20 protein-coding genes, 1 tRNA gene and 1 pseudogene are annotated in these 22392 nt (G+C 60.0%); 7 read left to right on the plus strand and 15 right to left on the minus strand.

Annotated elements, in window-relative coordinates; all coding sequences use genetic code 11:
- The first annotated feature begins 16 nt into the window (after positions 1–16).
- Complete coding sequence (locus AB4O36_RS25295) at positions 17–1021, plus strand: AraC family transcriptional regulator (RefSeq protein WP_460119157.1); 1005 nt, start codon at positions 17–19, stop codon at positions 1019–1021.
- Positions 1022–1052: 31 nt separating this feature from the next.
- Here the strand turns inward: AB4O36_RS25295 and AB4O36_RS25300 are convergent, their stop codons facing one another.
- The gene (locus AB4O36_RS25300; RefSeq protein WP_460140546.1) at positions 1053–1739 is read right to left on the minus strand and encodes a Crp/Fnr family transcriptional regulator; all 687 of its coding nucleotides are present in this window, start codon (positions 1737–1739) and stop codon (positions 1053–1055) included.
- 85 nt (positions 1740–1824) lie between these two features.
- Here AB4O36_RS25300 and AB4O36_RS25305 point away from each other — a divergent pair, with 85 nt between their 5' ends.
- Positions 1825–2346, plus strand: a complete 522-nt coding sequence (locus tag AB4O36_RS25305; RefSeq protein ID WP_460140547.1) for an Mpo1 family 2-hydroxy fatty acid dioxygenase — start codon at positions 1825–1827, stop codon at positions 2344–2346.
- A gap of 107 nt (positions 2347–2453) precedes the next feature.
- Here AB4O36_RS25305 and AB4O36_RS25310 read toward each other — a convergent pair whose 3' ends face one another.
- The 6 genes from AB4O36_RS25310 to dibA all read right to left on the minus strand — a co-directional run bounded on the left by AB4O36_RS25310 (position 2454) and on the right by dibA (position 8672).
- Positions 2454–3443, minus strand: a complete 990-nt coding sequence (locus AB4O36_RS25310; RefSeq protein WP_460119163.1) for a sulfate/molybdate ABC transporter ATP-binding protein — start codon at positions 3441–3443, stop codon at positions 2454–2456.
- A 3-nt stretch (positions 3444–3446) separates the two neighbouring features.
- A complete protein-coding gene (cysW, locus tag AB4O36_RS25315; protein WP_460119165.1) occupies positions 3447–4319 on the minus strand; it encodes a sulfate ABC transporter permease subunit CysW in 873 nt (290 codons plus the stop codon).
- A gap of 13 nt (positions 4320–4332) precedes the next feature.
- Positions 4333–5151 (minus strand): sulfate ABC transporter permease subunit CysT, encoded by an 819-nt coding sequence (gene cysT / locus AB4O36_RS25320; protein WP_460119167.1) that lies wholly within the window; start codon positions 5149–5151, stop codon positions 4333–4335.
- Positions 5152–5307: 156 nt separating this feature from the next.
- The gene (locus AB4O36_RS25325) at positions 5308–6321 is read right to left on the minus strand and encodes a sulfate ABC transporter substrate-binding protein (protein WP_460119169.1); all 1014 of its coding nucleotides are present in this window, start codon (positions 6319–6321) and stop codon (positions 5308–5310) included.
- A 69-nt stretch (positions 6322–6390) separates the two neighbouring features.
- The gene (gene oscA / locus AB4O36_RS25330; protein ID WP_007945260.1) at positions 6391–6573 is read right to left on the minus strand and encodes a sulfur starvation response protein OscA; all 183 of its coding nucleotides are present in this window, start codon (positions 6571–6573) and stop codon (positions 6391–6393) included.
- 167 nt (positions 6574–6740) lie between these two features.
- Positions 6741–8672, minus strand: a complete 1932-nt coding sequence (gene dibA, locus AB4O36_RS25335; protein ID WP_460140548.1) for a phosphodiesterase DibA — start codon at positions 8670–8672, stop codon at positions 6741–6743.
- Between the two features lie 148 nt (positions 8673–8820).
- On the opposite strand from dibA, the gene desA reads away from it, so the two are divergent.
- Together desA and AB4O36_RS25345 are read left to right on the plus strand one after the other, a co-directional pair.
- Positions 8821–10008: a delta-9 fatty acid desaturase DesA gene (gene desA / locus AB4O36_RS25340; protein ID WP_460142176.1), complete on the plus strand. Its 1188-nt coding sequence runs from the start codon at positions 8821–8823 to the stop codon at positions 10006–10008.
- Positions 10009–10152: 144 nt separating this feature from the next.
- Positions 10153–11142, plus strand: coding sequence for a GGDEF domain-containing protein (locus AB4O36_RS25345; RefSeq protein ID WP_460140549.1), 990 nt, complete (start codon positions 10153–10155; stop codon positions 11140–11142).
- A 36-nt stretch (positions 11143–11178) separates the two neighbouring features.
- On the opposite strand, the gene AB4O36_RS25350 is transcribed toward AB4O36_RS25345, so the two are convergent.
- From AB4O36_RS25350 to gabD, 3 genes are all read right to left on the minus strand, one after another.
- Positions 11179–12393, minus strand: coding sequence for an HDOD domain-containing protein (locus AB4O36_RS25350; RefSeq protein ID WP_460140550.1), 1215 nt, complete (start codon positions 12391–12393; stop codon positions 11179–11181).
- A 137-nt stretch (positions 12394–12530) separates the two neighbouring features.
- Entirely contained in the window at positions 12531–13808 is a 1278-nt protein-coding gene (gene gabT / locus AB4O36_RS25355; RefSeq protein ID WP_460119177.1) for a 4-aminobutyrate--2-oxoglutarate transaminase, read from the minus strand.
- A gap of 189 nt (positions 13809–13997) precedes the next feature.
- On the minus strand, positions 13998–15440 hold the full coding sequence (gene gabD / locus AB4O36_RS25360; protein WP_460119179.1) for an NADP-dependent succinate-semialdehyde dehydrogenase: 1443 nt from the start codon (positions 15438–15440) through the stop codon (positions 13998–14000).
- 348 nt (positions 15441–15788) lie between these two features.
- On the opposite strand from gabD, the gene AB4O36_RS25365 reads away from it, so the two are divergent.
- Both AB4O36_RS25365 and rhuM read left to right on the plus strand, forming a co-directional pair.
- Positions 15789–15865, plus strand: a tRNA-Arg gene (locus AB4O36_RS25365).
- Positions 15866–16174: 309 nt separating this feature from the next.
- Positions 16175–16429, plus strand: a pseudogene (rhuM, locus tag AB4O36_RS25370) (RhuM family protein); the annotation flags it as partial.
- 204 nt (positions 16430–16633) lie between these two features.
- Here the strand turns inward: rhuM and AB4O36_RS25375 are convergent.
- The 3 genes from AB4O36_RS25375 to AB4O36_RS25385 all read right to left on the minus strand — a co-directional run bounded on the left by AB4O36_RS25375 (position 16634) and on the right by AB4O36_RS25385 (position 18209).
- Positions 16634–16954: a DUF6124 family protein gene (locus tag AB4O36_RS25375; protein ID WP_460140551.1), complete on the minus strand. Its 321-nt coding sequence runs from the start codon at positions 16952–16954 to the stop codon at positions 16634–16636.
- Between the two features lie 439 nt (positions 16955–17393).
- Positions 17394–17618, minus strand: coding sequence for a hypothetical protein (locus tag AB4O36_RS25380; protein ID WP_460126857.1), 225 nt, complete (start codon positions 17616–17618; stop codon positions 17394–17396).
- 30 nt (positions 17619–17648) lie between these two features.
- Positions 17649–18209: a YbhB/YbcL family Raf kinase inhibitor-like protein gene (locus tag AB4O36_RS25385; RefSeq protein ID WP_460140552.1), complete on the minus strand. Its 561-nt coding sequence runs from the start codon at positions 18207–18209 to the stop codon at positions 17649–17651.
- Between the two features lie 138 nt (positions 18210–18347).
- Here AB4O36_RS25385 and AB4O36_RS25390 point away from each other — a divergent pair, with 138 nt between their 5' ends.
- Entirely contained in the window at positions 18348–19874 is a 1527-nt protein-coding gene (locus AB4O36_RS25390) for an FAD-dependent oxidoreductase (protein ID WP_460119185.1), read from the plus strand.
- Positions 19875–19877: 3 nt separating this feature from the next.
- On the opposite strand, the gene AB4O36_RS25395 is transcribed toward AB4O36_RS25390, so the two are convergent.
- Entirely contained in the window at positions 19878–21383 is a 1506-nt protein-coding gene (locus tag AB4O36_RS25395) for a YdgA family protein (RefSeq protein ID WP_460140553.1), read from the minus strand.
- Positions 21384–21676: 293 nt separating this feature from the next.
- On the minus strand, positions 21677–22312 hold the full coding sequence (locus tag AB4O36_RS25400; RefSeq protein WP_460119189.1) for an NADH:ubiquinone oxidoreductase subunit N: 636 nt from the start codon (positions 22310–22312) through the stop codon (positions 21677–21679).
- Positions 22313–22392: the final 80 nt, after the last annotated feature.

Below are 22392 nucleotides of genomic sequence, written 5' to 3' on the forward strand. Positions count from 1 at the left end.
GGAAGCGCCAATCAGCATGAGTGAACCGACCACCCTCGCCAGCTGGACCCGTGCCCTGCGCAAGCAACTCGATGCGCTGGGTCTGGACAGCACCGACCTGTGCAGGCAGGCGGGGCTCGACCCGCAATGGATGGACGACCCGAACGCACGTTACCCGTTGTCCGGCACCACACGCTTTTGGGAAATCGCCGTGCAGGCCAGCGGCGACCCGGCGATTGGGTTGCGCGTGTCTCGATTCGTCAGCCCGACCACATTCCATGCCCTCGGTTATGCCTTGGTGGCGAGCGGCAGCTTGCGCGAGGTGTTCGAGCGCATCGTGCGCTATCACCCGGTGGTCAGCGATGCCCTGGTGCTTGAATTGAGCCGTGCCGAAGACCGCTATCACTTTCGCTTGCACATCCCGCCCGGCAATCCATCGCCGGCCTTCGAGGCCATCGACGCCTTCATGGCAATCTACGTGCGCACTTGTCGCAACCGTCTCGGTCGGGATTACGCGCCACTGGCGGTGTACCTGCGCCGCCCCGAACCGGCAGACCCGCATCAATGGCACAAGGTGTTTCGCGCCCCGGTCCATTTTTCGGCTGCCGAGGACCGGCTGGAGTTTTCCCTGGCGGATTTCGACAGCCACCTGGACGATGCCAACCCGGAACTGGCCGAGCACAATGAAGCCGTGCTCAAGCGCACCCTGGCGCAGCTCAAACCGCTGACCTGGGAGCGCAAGGTGCGCGACGCCATCGAAGAGCAACTGCCCGAGGGTGAACCCAGCGCAGAGCACATCGCCCAAGCCCTGCACCTGAGCCTGCGCAGCCTGCAACGGCACTTGGCGGACGAAGGTTGCCGATTCGACACACTGCTCAACGAAAGCCGCGAGAACCTCGCCCTGCTGCACCTGCGAGACCCGCAATGTTCGTTGAATGAGATCAGCTACCTGCTGGGGTTTGCCGACACCAGCAGTTTCAGTCGTGCGTTCAAGCGCTGGACCGGGATGACACCGGGGCAGTTTCGGGATGGGTTGCGGTGAGGTTGTAGCTCTGCCCCTGTGGGAGCGGCTTTCAAATCGACGCCAACACCCGCAACCGTTCCACATCCAGAATCACAATCTCGCCATACTTCAAATTCAGAATCCCTTGCCCCTGCAAGTCCTTGAGAATTTGATTGGTGGTTTGGCGTGACAGCGACAGCATCGACGCCAATTGCTCCTGTGGCAGGTGCAGGACTCGCCGTGGTGGGTCGAGTTCGCCATAGCCCTCGGCGATCAGCAACAGGCGATGAGCCAGACGGGCCGGGGCCGGCATCAGGCTCAGCTGCTCGAGGTTGATGAAGGTCAGCCGCAGTTTCTGGCTCATCAGCAGAGCCAGTTGTCGCCAGTAGGCAGGCTGCTCGTCGAGCAGGGCCAGCAGCGTCAACTGCGCAATGTGCAGCAGCGTGCATTCCCCCATGGCAAATGCATCGTGGGTGCGCGGTTGGCCGTCGAACAGGCAGATTTCACCGAACCAGTGCGGCGGTTCCACCAGGCTCAGCAACGCTTCCTTGCCCTGTTCACTCACCGTGCCGATGCGTATCGCGCCGTCCAGCACCGCGTACAACCCGCAGGGTGGATCACCGCGTTTGAACAGACGCTGTCCGGCCGCCAGGCGTCGCACCCTGGCGGTCGACAGCAGACTATTCTGTAAGGGCGAAGGAAGATGGCTGAACCACTGGCCCGTCATCAGGCGCGAGCGCCAAACCTGCGTGTCCATCGAAACTCCTGGAGATTGTCGCCTGGCTGACAGAGCGAACGCCGAAACCTGGGGCATGATCGATCACCCTACAGGAGGAATAACAATGAAAAAAACCCTCGTTGATCAACTCAGCCAATACGCCGCCTATCACCGTGACCCGCGCAATATCGCCAGCCACTTTGTTGGCATTCCCCTGATTGTCGTGGCGGTGGCCGTGTTGCTGGCCCGTCCGCAATGGGCCGGTGGCTGGCTTTCCCCGGCGGTGCTGGTGGCCCTGGCATCGGCCTGGTTCTACCTGCGCCTGGAACTGCGCCTGGGCGTCCTGATGAGCGTCTTGATGGGGCTGGCCGTTTGGGCGGGCCACGCCGTGGCGCAGCAAAGCACCCTGGTCTGGCTGGCCAGCGGCATCGGGCTGTTCGTGGTGGGCTGGGCCATCCAGTTTGTCGGGCATTATTACGAAGGGCGCAAGCCGGCGTTTGTCGATGACCTGACCGGTTTGATCGTCGGGCCGTTATTCGTGGTGGTGGAACTGGCGTTCCTGCTGGGGATGCGGCACGGCCTCAAAGAGCAGATCGAGGCGCGGGTGGGTGGGGTGCGAGTCAATCCGAATCGCGCAGCGGCTTAGATCGCTATCGCGGGCAAGCCCGCTCCACAGGGTTACCGGTTGATCACAGATTTTGTGTTCACACCGGCCCACTGTAGGAGCGGGCTTGCCCGCGATGCTTTTCGCTTTTAGAGATTGGCGACTTTCTGCCAGACCTTCGGTTTGAAGAACAGTGTCTCCCCCTTCGCCAAGCCAATCAGGCTGTCGTGGTCCTTTACCACTTCGGCCTCGATCAGATCGCTCTGCCCTTCAACCTTCAACGTCACACGGGTCGTCGCGCCCAGCGGACGAATATCGCGCACTTCGGCGGCGTGGTGATCATCCAGTTCATGCCGTGACAGCGACACTTCGTGCGGACGGAACAGCACATGGTTGTCCTCGCCCAAGTGCAGGCGGTTCGAGTCGCCGAGGAAGTGGTAGACGAAATCACTGGCCGGGTTTTCGTAGACATCACCCGGCGAGCCGATCTGCTCGATCACGCCCTTGTTCATCACCACGATACGGTCGGCGACTTCCATCGCTTCTTCCTGGTCGTGGGTCACGAATACCGAGGTCAGGTTGATGTCTTCGTGCAACCGCGCCAGCCAGCGCCGTAGCTCCTTGCGAACCTTGGCGTCGAGGGCGCCGAACGGTTCGTCCAGCAGCAGCACCTTGGGCTCCACCGCCAGGGCACGAGCCAGGGCGATACGCTGGCGCTGTCCCCCCGACAGTTGCTCCGGGTAGCGATCCGACAGCCAGTCCAGTTGCACCATGTTCAACAGTTCGTGAACCTTGGTGGCAATCTGGCTTTCGCTCGGACGCTGGTTTTTCGGTTTCATGCGCAGGCCGAACGCGACGTTGTCGAACACCGTCATGTGGCGGAACAGGGCGTAGTGCTGGAACACGAAGCCGACGTTGCGATCACGCACGTCGTGGCCGGAAACGTCCTCGCCATGGAACACGATGTTGCCCTGATCCGGCGTTTCCAGGCCGGCGATGATCCGTAGCAGCGTGGTCTTGCCGCAACCCGACGGGCCCAGCAGCGCCACCAGTTCGCCGCTCTGAATATCCAGGCTGATGTGGTCCAGGGCCTTGAACGCGTTGAAATTCTTGCTGACGTTACGCACTTCGATCGACATGAATTATTCCTCCGCGGCGCTGGCGCGCAGGCGGTTAATACGGTTTTCGCTCCACTGCTTGAGCAGCAAGATGAAGAGCGCCATGATCAGCAACAGGCTCGCAACCGCGAACGCAGCCACGTGGTTGTATTCGTTGTAGAGGATCTCGACGTGCAGCGGCAAGGTGTTGGTCACCCCGCGAATGTGCCCGGAAACCACCGACACCGCCCCGAACTCACCCATCGCACGGGCAGTACACAGCACCACGCCGTAGATCAGGCCCCATTTGATGTTGGGAACGGTGACGTGCCAGAACATCTGCCAGCCATTGGCGCCCAGCAGGCGTGCGGCTTCCTCTTCCTGAGTGCCTTGTTCCTGCATCAACGGGATCAGCTCGCGCGCCACGAACGGCACGGTGACGAAAATCGTCGCCAGCACGATGCCCGGCAAGGCGAAGACGATCTGGATGTCGTGATCCTGCAGCCACGGCCCGAACAGGCCCTGAGCACCGAACATCAACACATACACCAGACCCGCGATGACCGGCGACACCGAGAATGGCAGGTCGATCAACGTCACCAGAATGCTCTTGCCACGGAACGAGTACTTGCTCACGCACCACGCGGCGCTGACGCCGAACACCAGGTTCAGCGGCACCGAAATCAATACGGCGATCACCGTGAGTTTCAGCGCCGACAGGGCGTCCGGTTCAAGGATCGCGGTGAAGAAAGACCCCAGGCCATTCTTCAGGCCCTGAGACACGACGATCAACAGGGGCAACAACAGGAACAGCGCGAACACCAACCAGCCGAGGCCGATCAGGACGCGTCGGGAAGTGGCACTGCCACGGCGGGCAGCATTGGCCGAAGAGGCGGCCGCAATAGACGATTGGGACATGGTTCGCGCCTCCTTATGGGGTTTCGATGCGGCGTTGCAGCAGGTTGATCAGCAGCAACAGGACGAAGGAAACCACCAGCATCAGCACGCCAATGGCCGTCGCGCCGGTGTAATCGTACTGGTCGAGCTTGACCATGATCAGCAGCGGCAGGATCTCGGTTTTCATTGGCATGTTGCCGGCGATGAAAATCACCGAGCCGTACTCGCCGACCCCACGAGCGAAGGCCAGGGCGAAACCGGTCAGCCAAGCGGGCAGCAGCGCGGGCACAAGGATATGACGGAACACCTGAAGCGGTTTCGCACCCAGGCAAGCGGCCGCCTCCTCAACCTCACGAGGAATATCAGCCAACACCGGCTGCACGGTGCGGACCACGAACGGCAGCGTGACGAAGGTCAGTGCCAGGGTGATGCCGAGAGGGGAATAAGCGATTTTGAAACCCAGGTCAGTAGCGAATTGCCCGACCAGGCCTGCCGGCGCGTACAACGCGGTCAACGCGATACCCGCCACGGCGGTGGGCAGGGCGAACGGCAGGTCGATCATCGCATCGATGATCTTGCGACCCGGGAAGGTATAGCGCACCAGCACCCAGGCCAGCAACGTCCCAATGATGCCGTTGATGATTGCAGCGTACAGCGCGGTACCAAAGCTCAGCTTCAATGCGGCCAGCACGCGGGGCGCCGAGACAATGGCCCAGAACTGATCCCAGGTGAGTTGGGCCGCATGGACAAACATCGCTGCCAGCGGAATAAGCACAATCAGACTGAGGTACACCAAGGTGTAGCCCAGCGTCAGCCCGAAGCCGGGTATGACGGGGGAGATACGACGCGACATAAAAGTCCTTGGTCAATAAACGCAATCCTGGAGGAGCGAGCTTGCTCGCGATGGCGGTGGGTCAGTTGATACATACTTGACTGACACTCCGCTATCGCGAGCAAGCTCGCTCCTACAGGTTTGTATGCCTGAGCATCCAGGCTCGTATTGGGTAGATTACTGCGCCTGATAGATCTGGTCGAACACGCCACCGTCATTGAAGAACTTCGGCTGTGCGGTTTTCCAGCCGCCAAAGTCCTTGTCGATGGTCACCAGTTCCAGTTTCGGGAACTGCTGGGTGTACTTGGCGGCCACGTCCTTGTCCCGTGGACGGTAGAAGTTCTTCGCGGCGATTTCCTGGCCGGCCGGGCTGTACAGGTGCTTGAGGTAGGCTTCGGCGATTTGCTCGTTGCCCTTCTTCTCGGCGTTTTTGTCGACCACTGCAACGGGCGGCTCGGCAAGGATCGACAGCGAAGGCACGACGATTTCGAACTTATCGGCGCCGCCATCTTCTTTCAGGGCCAGGAAGGCTTCGTTTTCCCAGGCGAGCAGTACGTCGCCCTGACCATTGTTGACGAAGGTGATGGTCGAACCACGAGCGCCCGTGTCCAGCACAGGCACGTGCTTGAACAAGGTCTCTACATATTGCTTGGCCTTGGCCTCGTCACCGCCGTTGGCTTTGAGGCCATAGGCCCAGGCGGCCAGGAAGTTCCAGCGTGCGCCGCCGGAGGTTTTCGGGTTAGGCGTAATGACCGACACGTCATTCTTGACCAGATCGCCCCAGTCCTTGATGCCTTTTGGGTTGCCCTTGCGCACCAGGAACACGATGGTCGACGTGTAAGGCGTACTCGCGTCCGGCAGGCGTTTCTGCCAATCAGCCGGCAGGGTCTTGCCCAGTTTGGCGATTTCGTCGATGTCGCCGGCCAGGGCCAGGGTCACCACGTCGGCACGCAGCCCGTCGATGACGGCGCGGCCCTGCTTGCCCGAACCGCCATGGGACTGCTGGATTTTCACGTTGTCGCCTGGATTGCTTTTCTTCCAGAAATTGACGAATTCGGCGTTGTAGTCCTGATACAGCTCACGGGTCGGATCGTACGACACGTTGAGCAGCTCATAGTCCTTGGCAACCGCGGAACCCGCAAAAAGGGCACTGGCCAGGGCGGCCAAAGCGAAATGACGAATCGACGACATGGTGAAAGCTCCTGGAATTCTAAGTGTGTTGGCTTTTTTTATAGGGGCGGGTAGCGGCTTGCCGGCGGTTCAGCTCGGCTTGTTGCTCGGGTTCTGCAAGCGGAATTTTTCCTTGCGCTCGATCTGCACCACCTGGGCGTTGTGCACCGTGATTTCCACGGCGCCGAAACGCAGGTCGCGCAGGGCGCTCTGGATCTCACGCAAAATGGTGGCTTCGTCTTGACCGTCAACGCTACGCAGGGATGCGCTCATGGTGCTGCTCCTTCGACTGAGAGGTTGCCTGGCAGCTTTCGGGACTGCTTACGGCGTGAGACCAATAGTAGAGAGATGCAGATATTCTTAAAAAGACTATTTAAGAATGTTTATAGAACTAAAAAGCAGCTTCAAGCTGCAAGCTGCAAGCTGCAAGCTGCAAGCTGTCAGGAGGTGACGACGGGGATTAACGGGGCTCGGGTCCAGTCGAGTTGTTCGGCCGGCATGGGGCGGCCGAACCAGTAGCCCTGGCCGAGATCGCCGCCCTGCTCGAGGATGAACGCGGCCTGCTCGACCTGTTCGATGCCCTCGGCATGGACTTGCATGCCCATGCTTTGTGCCAAGGCGATGATCACCCGCACGATGGCGCCATCGTCTTCGTCCCACGGCAAGCCAGCGACAAAACCCTGGTCGATCTTGAGCTTCTGCACTGGCAAGCGCTTGAGCCGCAGCAACGATGAATAACCCGTGCCGAAATCATCGATGGCCAACCGCACACCCAGCTCGCGCAGGCGGTACATCTGCTCCAGTGCCACTTCCGGGTCGTCCATGACTGCGCTTTCGGTGACTTCCAGTTCCAGGTACGCCGGATCCAGCCCGGTGTCGTGCAGGGCCTGCGCCACTTGCTGATACAACTCGTGACGGGCGAACAGGCGTGATGAAACATTCACCGCGACAAACGACAACACGACGCCCGCCTGTTGCCACTGGCACATCTGCTGGCAGGCCTGACGCATGACCCAGGCGTCTATCTCGGCAATCAGGCCGGTACGTTCGGCAATTGGAATGAACTCGGCGGGCGATACCAGTCCCCTTTGCGGATGCTCCCAACGTACCAGCGCCTCGACGCCCACCAGGCGGCCGGACTTGAGTTCATGCACTGGCTGATAATGCACGCGCAGTTCCTGCTGCTCCAACGCCCGGCGCAGCTCAAACGTGGTTTCGACCCGCTGCTGTGCATGGGCGGTCAGTTCTTCGGTGTACAGCGCGTAGCCATCGCGCCCCGCGCTTTTGGTCTTGAACAAGGCCGAGTCAGCATTGCGCAACAGCTGTTCGGCGCTCAGGGCATCGCCAGGAAACAGGCTGATGCCAATACTCGCGTTGATGAACAACTGGTGGTCATCGATCGGGAACTGCTCGCGCAGACCATCAAGGATTCGTTGGGCCAGCGCCGCCGCCTGCACCAGTTGCGGGCAGTTCTCCGCCAGCACCGCGAACTCGTCACCGCCGAGCCGGGCCAGGGTAATGCCCGGGCCGAACATCGCTTTCAGGCGTTTGGCCACCGCCTTGAGCAGTTTGTCGCCGACGGTGTGGCCCAGGCTGTCGTTGATCATTTTGAAGTGATCCAGATCGATCAGCAGCAGCGCACAGCCGCGCTTGTTGATCTGTGCCGACGCCAGGGCCTGCTGGGCGCGGTCGGTGAACAGCAGCCGATTGGGCAGGTCGGTCAGCGGGTCGTGGTGCGCGAGGTACTTGAGCTCGTGCTCCGAGTCCTTGATCTTGCTGATGTCGGAAAATACCGCGACGTAGTGACTGGGCTCGCCGTGATCATCGCGAATCAGGCGGATCGTCTGCCATTGCGGGTAAATTTCACCACTTTTACGACGGTTCCAGATTTCACCGCTCCATTCGCCGCCGCGCTGCAGCGTGTTGAACATGGTCTGGTAGAACGATGCCGGATGGTGGCCGGACTTGAACATCCTGGGCTCCTGACCCAGGACTTCTTCTTGCTGATAACCGGTGATTTGCATGAAAGCGCGGTTTACATGGACGATCACCCCCTCGCCGTTGGTGACCAGCACGCCCTCACGGGTGCAATCGAACACGGCCGCAGCCTGACGCAGACGCTCGCGATCCTCATGATGTTCGCGCAATGTGGCGCCGAAGCCCAGGCAACGCAGCAATCGCGTACGGGCAACGAAGATCAGCCCGGCGCTAAGCAGGACCCAGAAATAACCGTTGATCAGTTGCCAACGCATCTGCTCGTCGGAGCCATCGAAGAAACTGTTCAATAAATAACCGCTCACCTGCAGCCATACGACCGACAGCAGCAGGTAGAACAGTGCCGCACGCAATGCGACGCGATAGGTGGCAGACATTTCGTGCTGTCCCTGTCCCTGAAAAAGGTTTCGAATTATAAGTTAAGTAACATCCAGAGACTCTTATCTGAAAGAGCGACTGGTTTTATCTGTGTGCTCAGTGATAATGCAACGGCTGTTTTTTCTTTATTCGAGGGCCCAATTGTCTATGTGGTACCAAGGTTTTCTCGGCTTGTCGCCCTGGTCTCTGGTGGCAGTCACCCTGCTGATGACCCACGTCACGATCATCGGCGTCACGGTCTATCTGCATCGTTATTCAGCCCATCGCTCCCTTGAGCTCAATGCCGGTCTGAAACATTTCTTCCGCTTCTGGCTGTGGCTGACCACAGCCCAGAACACCCGCGAGTGGACCGCCATTCACCGCAAGCATCACGCCAAGTGCGAAACGGTCGATGATCCGCACAGCCCGGTCATCAAAGGCTTGTCCACGGTGCTGCGCAAAGGCGCCGAGCTGTACCGCGCCGAGGCCGAAAATCCCGAAACCCTGCGCATCTACGGCAAGAACTGCCCCGAGGACTGGATCGAGCGCAACCTTTACAGCCGCTACCCCAAGCTGGGCGTGATGATCATGGCGGTCATCGACCTGCTGCTGTTCGGCACCATCGGCATCACCATCTGGGCCATCCAGATGATGTGGATCCCGATCTGGGCGGCCGGCGTGGTCAACGGCCTTGGGCATGCCGTGGGTTACCGCAACTTCGAATGCCGCGATGCCGCGACCAACCTGGTGCCGTGGGGCATCCTGATTGGCGGCGAAGAACTGCATAACAATCATCACACCTACCCTAACTCGGCCAAACTGTCGGTGAAAAAGTGGGAATTCGACCTGGGTTGGGCCTGGATCCAGGTCTTCAGCTTCTTGCGCCTGGCCAAGGTGCAACGGGTGGCGCCAATCGCCCATAGGGTCGAAGGCAAGGGCATCCTGGACATGGACACCGCCATCGCCATCCTTAACAACCGCTTCCAGATCATGGCCCAGTACCGCAAATTGGTCATCGCGCCGCTGGTCAAACAGGAGCTGGAAAAGGTCGATCACTCGGTCCGTCACCAGTTCCACCGGGCCAAGCGCCTGCTCTCGCGCGAGACCAGCCTGCTCGATGACAAACACCACGTTCGCATCCAGACCATGCTCGAGCACAGTCAGGCGCTGAAGGTAATTTACGAGAAACGACTGGCCTTGCAGCAGATCTGGGTCAAGACCAGTGCAAATGGTCACGACATGCTGGCGGCGATCAAGGACTGGGTCCACGAAGCCGAAGCCAGCGGGATTCAGTCGCTGCGCGATTTCGCCGACCAGTTGAAGACCTACTCCCTACGCCCCGCCACTGTCGCCTGACACCGTTGATCGGTGCGCCCTGTTCAGGGGCGCACCCTTCGGAACTTCGCTCCAAATCTCATATCTCAAAAACACTTCGCCACTACGGCGGGCCTGGCTGTAGCCGCTGTCGAACACGCAGCACGCCCTTTGAGATTTGTGTCGATGCTCAACAAGAACCTGCAAGACTCATCCGTCCCCCCGTGGCCCGAGGCCGCGCAAACCCTGATGGCCTTGATGCATGCCCAGGGAGAGGTCGCCCGCCTGAGTGAACGCGAACAGTTGTTCAGCGCTCTGCTGGTGAGCGTCAACGCCGTGCTGTGGGCGTTCAACTGGGAAACCCGCCAGGTGCTTTATGTCAGCCCTGCCTATGAACGGATATTTGGTCGTTCCGCGGGTCTGTTACTGAGCGACTACAACCAGTGGCGCGACAGCATTTACCCGGACGATCTGGAATACGCCGAGCGCAGCCTCGCCGAAGTACTGGTCAAGGGCGCGGTCGAAGACCGTGAGTACCGCATCATCGCCGCCGATGGCCAGGTGCGCTGGCTGAGTGACAAGTGCTTCCTCAAACGCCGGGTGGAGCCGGGCCAGCCGGTAATCATTGTCGGCTTTGCCGAAGACATCACCGACAAGAAAAACATGGAAAGCGAGCTGCATCGCCTCGCGACCACCGATGTGCTGACCCAGAGCAGTAACCGTCGGCACTTCTTCGACTGTGCCCACCGCGAATTCGAGCTGGCTCGCCAGCAAGGCGGCCCCCTGGCGTTCCTGTTGCTGGACATCGATGACTTCAAGCAGATCAACGACACCTACGGCCATCCCGAGGGCGACAAGGTGTTGCAGCAGATCGCCGAGACCGGGCGCGGCGCCTTGCGACGGGGCGATGTGTTCGGGCGCATTGGTGGCGAGGAGTTTGCGGCGGTGTTCCCAGGGTGTGCACCCGACATGGCCCTGCAAGTGGCCGAACGTTTGCAACGGGAGATTCAACGGTTGAGTTTCAACCATGAGCAGAGGACGTTCGGTATCACCGTCAGCCAGGGCCTGACCAACCTGAAGGCCGAGGATGCAAGCATCGAAAGCCTGTTTGCCCGGGCAGACGCGGCGATGTACGAAGCCAAACGTCAGGGCAAGAACCGGATTATTTCGGGGTGATGGCCTGTACACATAACAACTGTGGGAGCGGCAGTCTTATTTCTTGCGCATCCGCACCAGTTCCGGCAAACCGATCTTGAGCAACCGCGCCGTCCGGCTTTTGGCCAGCTCTTCCAGCCCCTCATGCTCGTTCAGCCGCGCCAACTGCGCCGCCATGTTCATCACCAGCGCCTCGCGGGAATAAACCCCGCCACCGAGCTGATACACCGCCGCAATCAGCTCACGCAGCTCCAGGGGCAGCCGCCAGCGGGTGCGCAGCGCCGAACCGTAGGCCGCGCCAAATTCGGCCAGCGCCTCGCCGACTTCTTCCCATTCATCCAGCTCACCGCCGGCCTGCCGCCACTCCTGCAAGCAGCGCAGCAACGCCAGGTCGCCCAAGCGATGCAACATGCCCGCGCAGTAACAGCGCTCCTGATCCAGATCCAGCAAGCGCGCCAGCGTGCGGGCGTATTCGGCGGTGTGCAGCGAGAGGTCCCAAAAACGCTCGGCGTAATCGGCAAGAAGAGGATCACTGAGCTGCGCGCTGCGCTTCAACGCCAGACCGAGAATCAGGTTCATGCTCTGACCGGTGCCCAGGCGTTGCAGCGCCTGAGACAGGGTTTGCACGCCCGCACCATGATGCTGGGCCGCACTGTTGGCAGCGGCGATCAGCACCGCAGTAATTTGTGGATCGTTACGTACTTCATCTTCCAGTCGCGTGAGGTCCAGGCCATTGGGGTTGAGGCTGCGTTTGACCGCCAATTGCACATCGGTCATCAGCGGCGCGCCTTCGGTCAGGTCGCGGCGACGCTCGAGAAACACCGACAGTGTCATGCCTGGCGCCAGCGCCGGAATCTCACAGAACACTTCTTCACCGGCGTCAAGCAGCAAACCCTGCAGGCGCCGGGTCAGGCTGTCCATGTTCAACGGCTTGGTCAGGTAGGCGGTGGGCGCCAGGGGTAATGCCTCGCGCACGCTGGCGCTGTCGCTGCGGCTGCTCATCAGGATGAATGGCAGCGGTGGCTGACGTTTGCGCTGACGAATGCCACGCAGGACGTTGAGGCCATCCACGCCCGGCAACTCCCAGTCGGCGATGACCAGGTCGTAAGCGTTTTCTGCCAGACGCGTCAGCGCGTCCTTGCCATCGGCACACAGGTCCAGGCGCGCATCGCAACGCACTTTCAGCAGGACTTCCTTGAGCAGATCGCGCGACCAGGGGTCCGCCTCAGCAATCAGCACTCGGGGTACGGCAGGCAAATCAACAGCAGTCATGCACAAAGCTCCCTCTCAATACATGCACCTTAGACAATGTGCGCGATTCGAAACAGGCCAGGGTGTTTCGCAGGCAACAAAAAACCCGCCGGAGCGGGTTTTTTGTCGATCAGGTCACACAATCATCGAGGCTCTAATCAAAGCTCCGAGAAGCACTCTTCGATGATTGCCAGGCCTTTGTCCAGTTGCTCATCCGGCGAAGTCAGCGGCACCAGTACGCGCAGAACGTTGCCATAGGTGCCGCAGGACAGCAGGATCAGGCCCTTGTCGCGCGCCTTGGCCACGACCGAGGCTACAGCGGCAGCGTTTGGCTTGTGGCTGTCGCCGTTTTCGAACAGCTCGACGGCGATCATCGCGCCCAGGGCACGCACTTCGCCGATCACCGGGTACTTGGCCTGGATAGCCTTGAGGCCAGTCACCAGACGCTCGCCGACGGCCTTGCAGCGGTCCAGCAGGTGCTCTTCTTCGAACACTTCCATCACGGCCAGCGCCGCAGCGCAAGCGATCGGGCTACCGGCGTAGGTGCCGCCCAGGCCGCCTGGAGCGATGGCGTCCATGTAGTCGGCCTTGCCGCACACACCGGCCAGCGGGAAGCCGCCCGCGATGGACTTGGCGAAGGTGGTCAGGTCGGCGGCAACGCCCATCTGCTCCATGGCGAAGAAGGTGCCGGTACGACCAGCGCCGGTTTGCACTTCGTCAGCGATCAGCAGGATGCCGTGCTGGTCGCACAGGGCACGCAGGCGCTTCATGAATTCTTTGGGTGCCACGTAGAAACCACCTTCACCCTGAACAGGCTCGATGATGATCGCGGCGATGTCTTTTGGCTCTGCGTCGTTCTTGAAGATGCGTTCGATGCTGGCGATCGAGTCGTCGATGCTCACACCGTGCAGCTCGTTCGGGTACAGCGCGCGGAAGATGCCACCTGGCATCAGGCCCATGCCAGCCGAGTAAGGTACGACTTTACCGGTCAGGCCCAGGGTCATCATGGTGCGACCGTGGTAAGCGCCAGTGAACGCGATCACGCCGGCACGGCCAGTCGCCGCACGGGCGATTTTCACGGCGTTCTCGACCGCTTCGGAACCGGTGGTGACCAGCAGGGTTTTCTTGGCGAAATCACCCGGCACCTTGGCGTTGATTTTTTCGCACAGTTCCACGTATGGCTCATAGGCCAGTACCTGGAAGCAGGTGTGGGTCAGCTTGTTCAACTGCTCGGTCACGGCGGCAATGATTTTCGGGTGCACGTGGCCAGTGTTCAGCACGGCAATGCCGCCGGCGAAGTCGATGAACTCGCGACCTTCAACGTCCGTCACGGTGGCGTTCTTCGCGGACTCGGCGAAGATCGGGTGAATCTGGCCAACACCGCGAGGTACAGCGGCGACACGGCGGGCCATCAAATCAGCGTTAGTCTTGCTCATTACAGTCCTCATTCACCGCTCATCGGGCGGCGTGGTTCAAGGATGAAGCGGCGGGGAGTCAACGGCGGCAGCATGCGATGATCGACTGCCACGGCGTTCCCGGCCGCAAAGAAATTTGCCATTTGAAGCGGCGCAAAGGACAGCGCTCTCGTGCCCTTTGCGCTTGAAGCAATGCCTTGCCGGGACGCCTTAGATGCCCAGGCAGAGGTATTTGATTTCCAGGTAATCTTCGATGCCGTACTTGGAGCCTTCACGGCCCAGGCCCGAGGCCTTGATGCCGCCGAAAGGCGCAACTTCGTTGGAGATCAGGCCGGTGTTGACGCCCACCATGCCGTATTCCAGGGCTTCGGCCACACGGAACACACGACCCAGATCACGGGCATAGAAGTAAGAAGCCAGACCGAATTCGGTGTCGTTGGACATCGCAATCACTTCGGCTTCATCTTTGAAGCGGAACAGCGGTGCCAATGGACCGAAGGTTTCTTCCTTGGCCACGGCCGCGTTCTTTGGCACGTTGGTCAGGATGGTCGGCTCGAAGAAGTTGCCTTCGATGGACTTGCCGCCGGACAGCACGGTGGCGCCTTTGGAAACCGCGTCAGCGATGTGCTCCTGAACCTTGGCCACGGCTTTTTCGTCGATCAGCGGGCCAGTGGTGGTGCCTTCTTCCAGACCGTTGCCGATCTTCAGCTTGGCCACAGCCGCTTTCAGCTTCTCGGCGAACGCGTCGTAGACCGAATCCTGAATGTACAGGCGGTTGGCGCAGACGCAGGTCTGGCCGTTGTTGCGGTACTTGGAAATGATCGCGCCTTCGACAGCCTTATCCAGGTCCGCGTCGTCAAACACGATGAACGGCGCGTTGCCGCCCAGTTCCAGGGACACTTTCTTGATGTCCTTGGCGCATTCGGACATCAGTTGACGACCGATTTCGGTCGAACCGGTGAAGGACAATTTGCGCACGATCGGGTTACCGGTCAGCTCGCTGCCGATGTCGCCGGCGCTGCCGGTCACCACACTGAACACGCCAGCCGGAATACCGGCACGCTGGGCCAGTTCGGCCAGGGCGAAAGCCGAGAACGGGGTTTGCGAAGCAGGCTTGAGCACCATGGTGCAACCGGCGGCCAGGGCCGGGCCGGCTTTACGGGTGATCATAGCGGCCGGGAAGTTCCACGGGGTAATCGCGGCGGTCACGCCGATTGGCTGCTTGATCACGATCAGACGCTTGTCTGGCTGGTGGCCCGGGATCACGTCACCGTAGATGCGCTTGGACTCTTCGGCGAACCACTCGATGAAGGAAGCGGCATAAACGATTTCGCCCTTGGCTTCGGCCAATGGCTTGCCTTGCTCGAGGGTCATCAGGCGCGCCAGGTCGTCCTGGTTCTCGATGATCAACTCGAACCAGCGACGCAGCTTGTTGGCGCGGTCCTTGGCGGTCAGTGCACGCCAGGCCGGCAGCGCCTTGTCGGCCGCTTCGATGGCGCGGCGGGTTTCGGCAGCGCCCATCTTCGGCACGGTGCCCAGGATTTCACCCGTTGCCGGGTTGTTGACCTTGATCGTCTGACCATTGTCCGCATCGACCCAAGCGCCATCAATGAAGGCTTGCTGGCGGAACAACTGGGTGTCTTTAAGCTGCATGTCGGCTTTCCTTGAACAGCACCGCGCACGCGCGGAGCGAATTATGATTGTAGAAAGGCGCCTTGAAGGCTGCCGTCAGGGAAATCATTCACCGGGCTGAAGCACATAAATAGCGCACGCAATGGATTCGTGCGGTTCAGCACCCAGACAAGAGCGTTTGAAATCTCAAACGAATCCTAGGATCAAAGGGGGTAAAGGACAATAGCCTGTTCGAAAAAAAGAACGAAAACGCCGCCTTAACCTCATTTTTCAGATCAGCGTAGCAAACGTGGGTTACGCTTTGAAAAAGCGCTGTCGATTCAGCAGCATGGACGCCCGCCAAGCATATGAGTATCATGCGCCCGCATTGCACCAGTAGCTCAGCTGGATAGAGTACTGCCCTCCGAAGGCAGGGGTCGTGGGTTCGAATCCCGCCTGGTGCACCATATTTGCAAACGAGAAAGCCTCAGGCCGTAGGGTCTGGGGCTTTTTTGTGGGCGCAATTGCGCCGCTGTCGATAGCTGAAACACCTTCCTTGTTCCGCCCTTTCGGCAACGCGTTCAATATGCCGATCAACCCGACAGACTTTGTCTTCAGAGCCACCCATACAACAAAGGAAGTGACATGAGCTTCGCACTGATGAAAAGACCTGTCGCCAGGAAATTTCGGATCGGGGTAAAAATTGCCTAATGGCCGTCAACGACTTGATTCTTTACAGCACGGAAGATGGCTTGGCGCAGTTCAGTCTGCGAGAAATGAATGATCAGGTCTGGCTGACTCAACTGGAACTCGCCGAGCTGTATCAGTCCAGCAAGCAGAACATTAACAAACACATTCAGGCGGTTTTGGCCGAGGGGGAGCTGGCAGAGGCAGCAGTTGTCAACTCAAAGTTGACAACTGCTGCTGATGGCAAGGATTACCTGACTCAGCTCTATGCTCTGCCGATGATCATTGCCATCGGCTACCGCGTTCGCTCAACCCGCGGCTCGCAATTTCGCCAATGGGCCACCCGAACGCTGGGCGAGTACCTGCAAAAAGGCTTCGTCATGGACGATGCGCGCCTCAAAGCGCCGCGCTGCCCGGGGCCAGTACCACACGCTGGCTGTCCAGGTGACCCGCCACCTGACGCAGCAACAGATGATCGATATCCGCCGACAGCTGGCAGCGATAGCTTCACGAAGTTCGGCAGCCTCCCCACAGGTTGTGTGCACGGGCTATGTTGAAGCGTCGAGGGAACGGTTTTGTTGTTTGGCGAAGATGGCGGCCATTTCCGGGTCATCCAGATGATCCAGCGCTCGTTCCACCAGCAGGTGGACGCCATTGGCCATGCGGTTGATCGCCAGGGCGATGGAGCGGCGGGAGCCGTTGATTTCGTCGGCGAGGTCAGCGGCCAAGGCACTGATCGCCAGCAGGTCTTCGGAGGCGTTGGAGAGCAGGGCTTCGGTGTGGATGTGGGGATTGACGGCAAAGAGCGAGCCTTCGCGTGCGGGTTGCTCTGGTTCGGTTTTCGGTGGGTCGGGAATGGCTTTGGACATTTGACTAACTCCGGAAGTGGAGCCGTTCACGCGTCGCTGCTAAACGATGGGTGGCGGCTGTGCGCGGGTTAGCAGACCGGGGAGTTAGCAAACCGGCGCGCCCGAGGGCGCCCCACGCACAGCCACCATGAAGAGGACGCTATGCACTTCACTAACACGACAGGCTGCTAAACCCGATCACTGACAATCAGTGACAGGAATCAAATTACCGAGCGGTCCCAAAGCGCACAAGCCGGCGGATTCTGGCGTGGCGGTAGGCAACGGCGCAAGAATTTGTAGCTTGCAGGAAGTAAAACAGAGGCCTGTTAAACAGCCGACCCAACACAGGGCCGACATTGATCTCCTGTAGGAGCGAGCATGCTCGCGATGGAAGGCCAAACACCGCGGGCATTCAGATTTCCCACGTTATCATTGGTCCCCATCGCGAGCTTGCTCGCTCCTACGGGGTGGTCCAATCGAACTCGTCGTAATCATCGTCGAAGTCGTCCTCATCGAGGTTGTCTTCCTCCTCCGGCTCTTCAGCCTGCTTGGCCAGAAGAAACTCCTTACGACTCTCGGTAATCGCTCGCCGCAGTTCTTCGCCCTTTTCCGGGCAATTGAGCATTTGGGCGATGCGATCGATTTTCTTGGCCACGGCATCCTCCAACGCATCGGCGACTGAAATAGATAGTGGCTTAAACCCGCAGAAAAATCTTCAGCGGTGATAACGCCGCACCACGCTGCTGTTCTTGAGCACATGGCCTTTGATTTTTTCCATCAGTTGCGCACGGGTGAGGCCCGCCGGCAAGGCGTCCGGGGCGAGGTCCAAGGCGTAGAGCTGGATGATGTAGTGATGCGAGCTGTCGCCCACCGGCGGGCATGGCCCGATGTAACCGGTGGTGCCTTTGCTGTTGGTGCCCGCCGCGCCTTCAAAGGACGTCTTGGTGCCAGCGCCGAACGGGATCTGCCGGGTGCTGGCCTTGAGGCCGTAGTGAATCCAGTGATCGACACCCAGGCCTTTCTGGCCGTCCGGATCGTGCATCACGACGGCATAGCTCAGGGTACCCGAAGGGCCGGCGTTCCAACTCAGCGCCGGCGACTGGTTCTTGCCGCCGCAGCCGCTGGCGTCGCTCGCCGCCACCGACGTGAAAAGACGGTTGTCCGACACGCCAGGCATGCTGACGGTGAAGCGTTCCTGGGCCTGTGCGGGAATCTGCACGCAAAGGGCGACGGCAATGGCCGCCAGCCAAGGGTTCAGAGAGGTCAATCGAGTCATTCCGGAGCACCTTGTGCGGGTGGGGCCGTGGTCGGCGTGCAAACTATAGCGGACCGTTCGTGCCGTGGCAGCGGGATTTGGCTGAACCTCGCAATATTGGCCAAACTCTTAAGTGAAACGCCTTCCTGGAGAGCGATCATGGCACTGCACCGCGTTGCCCGTTTAGCCGATATCCCCGAAAACCGAGGCCTGGAAGTGCGTGTTGGCGAGCGCAAAATCGTGTTGTTGCGCGCAGGTGATCAACTGCGCGCTTATCAAGGCGAATGCCCCCATGCCGGCGCGCCGCTGGCCGAGGGTGCGCTCTGCAATGGGCGGCTGATTTGTCCTTGGCATAAAGCGGCTTATCGGATCGACGATGGCGCCCTGTGCGAGCCGCCGTCACTGGACAGCCTCAGGCGCTATCCCTTGGAAACCCGTGGCGATGAAATCTGGGTGGATGAGCAACCGCTGCCCGATTCCCACACCCCGCCAGCCGATGATGATCGCACCTTTGTGATTATCGGTGCGGGGGCCGCAGGCACGGCAGCGGCAGCCGCACTAAGGGAAAAAGGTTTTGGCGGCCGCGTGTTGCTAATCGACCGCGAAGCCGATGCCGGTTATGACCGCACGGTGCTGAGCAAATTTGTCATCGCCGGTGAAATGCCACCGGACGAAATCCCGGCGTTGCGAGACGATGACTTTTATCGCGAGCAACGCATCGAGCGCCTGCTAGCCGAAGTGGCGAGCCTGGATGCCAAAAGCCGAAGCGTACGCCTGACCAACGGCCAGACCGTGAACTACCACGCCGCGTTGCTCGCCACGGGCGGGGCCCCCAAACCGCTCGAGCTGCCCGGTGCGGACCTGCCGCAGGTCTTCCTGCTGCGCGCCAAGGACCAGGCACAAGCCATTCTGAACGCCGCGCAACCCGGCCAGCGGGCGGTGGTCATCGGCGACAGTTTCATTGCCATGGAGTCCGCCGCCGCCCTGCGCGAACACGGCCTGGATGTCACGGTGCTGGCCCGTCACGCCGTGCCCTTTGCCAAGCAGTTCGGTGAGACCGTCGGCAAGGCGATTCTGGCTCGCCACGTGGCCCACGGCGTGGTGTTCCATACCGACAGCGAAGCCTCGGAGATAGTGGGCAACAACAAGGTCGAGGCGGTTAAGCTCAAGGACGGCCAGCGCCTTCCGGCAGACCTGGTCCTGGTGGGCATCGGCGTCAGCCCAGCCACCGACCCGTTTGCCGGGTTGCCCATGGAAAAAGACCTGTCACTGCAAGTCGACGGCGGCATGCGTGTCAGTGAAGGACTGTGGGCGGCAGGCGATATTGCCACCTTCCCGTTCAACGGCCAGCCACAAAGGATCGAACACTGGCGCCTGGCGCAACAACACGCAAGGATTGCGGCGGCCAACATGTTGGGTGGCGATGAGCACTATCTGGATGTGCCGTACTTCTGGACCTGGCACTTTGGCAAGAACTACGACTATCTCGGTCATGCCCAGGACTGGGACGAGGTCGAGTTCAAGGGCGACCCTTATCATCCACCGTTCATTGGCCTGTTCGGCAAGAACGGGGTGGTTACGGCCGCCATCGCCTGCGATGAAGAGCGGGCAATGGCGATGCTCGCCGAACGGATGAAACAGCCGCTGCCGATTGACGAAGCGTGGCGGCTGATCCGCGACCTCTAGGGATTACTCGGCGACTTCGACGCCGCCGAGCTTGCTCATCATGAAGCCGATAAACTGTTCAACAGTCATCTTCCGGCCATTGAACTCCACTTCATTGTTGGCGTAGTGCAGTTTGCTGATGACGTTTGTGCCGTCCACCGTCGCGAACTGTGTACCGACGGCCATGGCGCCAAACATATCAGCGGTGGCCTTGGCCTGATCGACAATGGTCTTGGCGTCGGTCTGGCCATCGAGTTGCCCCTGAACGCTTAACACATCAACGAGCATCGGCTTGGACACCTGGATGTTGACGTCCAGCAGGGCAACCACTTGTTTGATCAACTGGTCAGGCGGCAGGTCCATGGATTTCGGCTTGGTCAGGTCCAGTACCAGATTGGCGTGGCTTTCGCCGTTGGCGGTGGTGAAGGCGAGTTTTTCCAGCACCAGTTGAGGGCCGGCAGCCAACAGTTTTTCCAGATCGGCTTTGACCTGAGTCTCTTCAGCCGGGGTAAGCACCAGCTCGGGGGCCGGTTCACCGGCAGCAGCCGCCTTGGCAGCGGCCTCTTCATAGGGTTGCAGTTTGGTCTGATATACCTGCATCAACGACATCGTCGCTGGAATGTCGAGGTTCTTCAGGCTCATGGCCAACTGCGCGGAGCCCACTTTTTTATCGTTAAGCGACACTTCGCCGATCTTGTAGTCAGCGCGCCCGGAAGCATTGGTGCCCGACTCTTCGGTGAGGCTTTTCATTTCAAATTTGTTGAGGCCCAAGACCAATTGCTGTGGACCGAATGTGGTTTTGCTGTCCGTCAGCTCGACCGTGTTCTCACCGGTGTAGTAGCCATAAGTGCTCTTGATCAGGTTGCTGGCCAGGGTCAGACCTTTCAACTCGACTTTGACAGGCGATTGGCTCTCGTCGACGGTGGTCAAGGTGAAGTTGTCCATGTAACCGTTGGCTTTGACTTTCTGCGCCTGGGCGCTGGCCGAGACTTCGAGGTTCAGGCCGGAGAATTTCAGGTGGGACTTGTCGTCCAGCGCCACGTCCAACGGCAGCAATTCAAAATTGCCGTTGGTGGAATTGTCGTAGCCAATGTTGACCACGCCGGTGAGCGGCGACTTGTCCTTGGCGGCGGCGAACCACCTCTCGGTGACGGGGGTCTTTTCCAGTGCGTAGTGACTGGTGGCCATGACGGGCAGCCATTTGAGCGACACCAGTCGCGAGAATGGCAGTGGGCCGTGTTCAATGTTGTCCACGAAGAGCAATTCGACCGGGGTTTCGCCGAACGCGTCCCCCTCACCCTTGAGGCGGTAGTGCGCGGTGCTGCTGAACAGGTGGCGTTCCAGCGACACCAGTTCCAGCGAAGCGGTACCCTTGGTGCCGACCAGCGCGGCTTGCAGCTCCTTGTTGGCGTCGGCGATCGAGCTGTTCAACACCCCTTCGATTCGGGTGCCGGTGTACCAGGCACCGCCGGCACTGATGACGCCAATCGCTACAACAATTCCAAGAAGTACGCCTGCTGATTTATTCATGAATGACCCAGTCAATGTCCGTTGTTTGAGGTGTGGTCGTCTTCCCTGAACCCTTGGCGGGTTAATGGCTCGACTCCGACGAAAGTGGCATGCAGGTTAGCATCAGGCGCGGGGGGTGGCCCAATGATTAAAGGTGAAAGAATGTCATTTCGGCTTGGCTATCGCCTGGAATTTGCGGTGATACCAATATCGCTTTCGCGGGCAAGCCCGCTCCCACAGTGGAAGGTGGTGTTCACACGATCCCTGTGGGAGCGGGCTTGCCCGCGATGAGGCCCGCCCAGGCACCACAGCACTCAGGAATACTGCACTTCCATCTCATCAAGCTGATGATCAAAGCTCTTGAGCCGCGCCGTCCACGTGTACACCAGCACTTCAAAGTCGCGATTGATCACCGCCCCACCCGTCACATCCGCGCGCGGGTCACAGAAGTCCAGTTGATAACGTTCGCGAGCCATGGCCGAAGCGACATCCGAGAGCTCACGGGCATTGTTCAGCCAATGCCAGCCCTCCTCGGCTATCTGCTTGTCGAGCGCCTGGCACTGCTTTTTCAGGGTTTCGAGGCTTTTTTCCAGCGGCGTGCCGGTCAGCTCGCCCATGACTTCCTGGAACGTGCGCCCCGGTTGCCAGTAGCTGCCCCAGAAATAGCGATCGAATACGGTTTCTACCCGGCGCAACGCAACCTTGGTGTCCCAGATCAGCACCAGTGTCTTGCCTTGCTCGAGTTGTCTTTTTTTGATGCGCTGGCCCTGAAGCGAAGCCCAGGCCACGACCACGATGGCCATCACCGCGATCAGCGCGGCTGCGCTGTCGAGAAACACCATCGCTTGATCGAGCTGATGCGCCAGCATGACGCCGTAGAAATAGGTGGCCGACAGCAAGACCAATGCCGCAATGGCGCACCAAAAGCCGGGAGCATAAGGGTTTTTCATTATTAGAGTCCCCATGACCAACGCTAGCCTTGATTGATGAGTTCGTCGCGCGACCTCATCAAGTCAAAGCATAGCAACGG

It is taken from the genome of Pseudomonas sp. S2_E01 (genome assembly GCF_054668365.1).

Excerpts from the sequence above, each read along its gene's own strand:
- dibA (WP_460140548.1), bottom strand. The coding sequence starts at position 8,672 with ATGTCTGCCACCTATCGCGTCGCATTGCGTGCGGCACTGTTCTACCTG.
- AB4O36_RS25350 (WP_460140550.1), bottom strand. The coding sequence starts at position 12,393 with ATGACTGCTGTTGATTTGCCTGCCGTACCCCGAGTGCTGATTGCTGAG.
- AB4O36_RS25375 (WP_460140551.1), bottom strand. The coding sequence starts at position 16,954 with ATGTCCAAAGCCATTCCCGACCCACCGAAAACCGAACCAGAGCAACCC.
- oscA (WP_007945260.1), bottom strand. The coding sequence starts at position 6,573 with ATGAGCGCATCCCTGCGTAGCGTTGACGGTCAAGACGAAGCCACCATT.
- AB4O36_RS25395 (WP_460140553.1), bottom strand. The coding sequence starts at position 21,383 with ATGAATAAATCAGCAGGCGTACTTCTTGGAATTGTTGTAGCGATTGGC.
- gabT (WP_460119177.1), bottom strand. The coding sequence starts at position 13,808 with ATGAGCAAGACTAACGCTGATTTGATGGCCCGCCGTGTCGCCGCTGTA.
- AB4O36_RS25390 (WP_460119185.1), top strand. The coding sequence starts at position 18,348 with ATGGCACTGCACCGCGTTGCCCGTTTAGCCGATATCCCCGAAAACCGA.
- AB4O36_RS25385 (WP_460140552.1), bottom strand. The coding sequence starts at position 18,209 with ATGACTCGATTGACCTCTCTGAACCCTTGGCTGGCGGCCATTGCCGTC.
- gabD (WP_460119179.1), bottom strand. The coding sequence starts at position 15,440 with ATGCAGCTTAAAGACACCCAGTTGTTCCGCCAGCAAGCCTTCATTGAT.
- AB4O36_RS25295 (WP_460119157.1), top strand. The coding sequence starts at position 17 with ATGAGTGAACCGACCACCCTCGCCAGCTGGACCCGTGCCCTGCGCAAG.
- desA (WP_460142176.1), top strand. The coding sequence starts at position 8,821 with ATGTGGTACCAAGGTTTTCTCGGCTTGTCGCCCTGGTCTCTGGTGGCA.
- cysW (WP_460119165.1), bottom strand. The coding sequence starts at position 4,319 with ATGTCCCAATCGTCTATTGCGGCCGCCTCTTCGGCCAATGCTGCCCGC.
- AB4O36_RS25400 (WP_460119189.1), bottom strand. The coding sequence starts at position 22,312 with ATGAAAAACCCTTATGCTCCCGGCTTTTGGTGCGCCATTGCGGCATTG.
- AB4O36_RS25345 (WP_460140549.1), top strand. The coding sequence starts at position 10,153 with ATGCTCAACAAGAACCTGCAAGACTCATCCGTCCCCCCGTGGCCCGAG.
- AB4O36_RS25310 (WP_460119163.1), bottom strand. The coding sequence starts at position 3,443 with ATGTCGATCGAAGTGCGTAACGTCAGCAAGAATTTCAACGCGTTCAAG.
- AB4O36_RS25305 (WP_460140547.1), top strand. The coding sequence starts at position 1,825 with ATGAAAAAAACCCTCGTTGATCAACTCAGCCAATACGCCGCCTATCAC.
- cysT (WP_460119167.1), bottom strand. The coding sequence starts at position 5,151 with ATGTCGCGTCGTATCTCCCCCGTCATACCCGGCTTCGGGCTGACGCTG.
- AB4O36_RS25300 (WP_460140546.1), bottom strand. The coding sequence starts at position 1,739 with ATGGACACGCAGGTTTGGCGCTCGCGCCTGATGACGGGCCAGTGGTTC.
- AB4O36_RS25325 (WP_460119169.1), bottom strand. The coding sequence starts at position 6,321 with ATGTCGTCGATTCGTCATTTCGCTTTGGCCGCCCTGGCCAGTGCCCTT.